Here is a 1,066-nt window from a genome sequence, read left to right on the forward strand (position 1 = left end):
GTACTTAACATAGCTAAAGTTACAACAGTTGCAATACCTGCTGCAGCTATGTCTAGAACACCCGTTGGTGGTAAAACAGATTTAGCCCAAATAAAAATATTTGTTCCAACACTTTGGCTCGCAAATAATGGTAAGGCTGCAAGAGCAGACTTTTTACTTAAAACTTCACCAGTATAAATATAATGTATAGACATAATTGCAGTTGCTTGAGTCGCAGCAATATAAACAGCACTGCCAGGAATAAATGCTTCACCAGCTACTGCTGCCAATGCTGTATAAATTACCCTTTTTGCTAATATAGACTTTCTTTCGATTTCTCTAGCCAAAATCAAATCTTTACCATATTTTCGAAGAAAATCCAGTATAGCGTCCCTTAGTTCATCAACGCCTCGAATGTCTAATTCGTAATCAGCATCATAATCAGGATCATATCCATCAGCACAAGTTTGAAAAATTTGTTCGTTTGAAGATAAATCTAATACTTCTCTCCATTGATCTACAACAGCCTTTAAAGCAGCCTTTTTCTTGTCATACATATCAATCTTATTTAAGACAACAAATACTTGCTTACAATGCTGTTTAAGGTCGTCATAGTGTTTCTTTTGTGTGATGTCGGCAGAATCAGAAACAACTAAAATGCCAACATCAATATCTAACATAGCTTGTCGAGTTACTGCGCTATTTTCATCAATAACATCACCGAGTCCTGGTGAATCTAGAATTTCAACTTTTTCACCTAATTTAAAACGCTTAACTTTTGTAGTAACCCCAGAAGTAGCACCAACTTCAGCTAATTTATCCTCTTTATTTTTACGAAATAAGGCATTTAATAAAGAACTTTTTCCAGCACTTACTTTCCCAATAATAGCAACAGTAACTTTTTCATTAAAACTAGCTTCAACCTCATCCAGTTTTTGTTGTGCTGCATCTTCAAAATCTACATCTACAGAGCTATTCATAGCTAATCCCCGGTTGCTTTTTTATTGAAAAATATTTGATATTTAGATTAATTATATGAAATAAATAAATCAATGACTTATATACTTGCAGCGACAAAATATATCGT

The 1,066-nt window shown here is 33.9% G+C and carries 1 protein-coding gene; it reads right to left on the reverse strand.

What is annotated here, in order from left to right:
• On the reverse strand, positions 1-959 hold a 959-nt coding region (locus FTV42_RS17320), incomplete at its 3' end, for a GTPase family protein (RefSeq protein WP_180039292.1).
• Positions 960-1,066: the final 107 nt, after the last annotated feature.

This window comes from Acinetobacter sp. YH16052, assembly GCF_013417155.1.
Lineage (GTDB): Bacteria > Pseudomonadota > Gammaproteobacteria > Pseudomonadales > Moraxellaceae > Acinetobacter.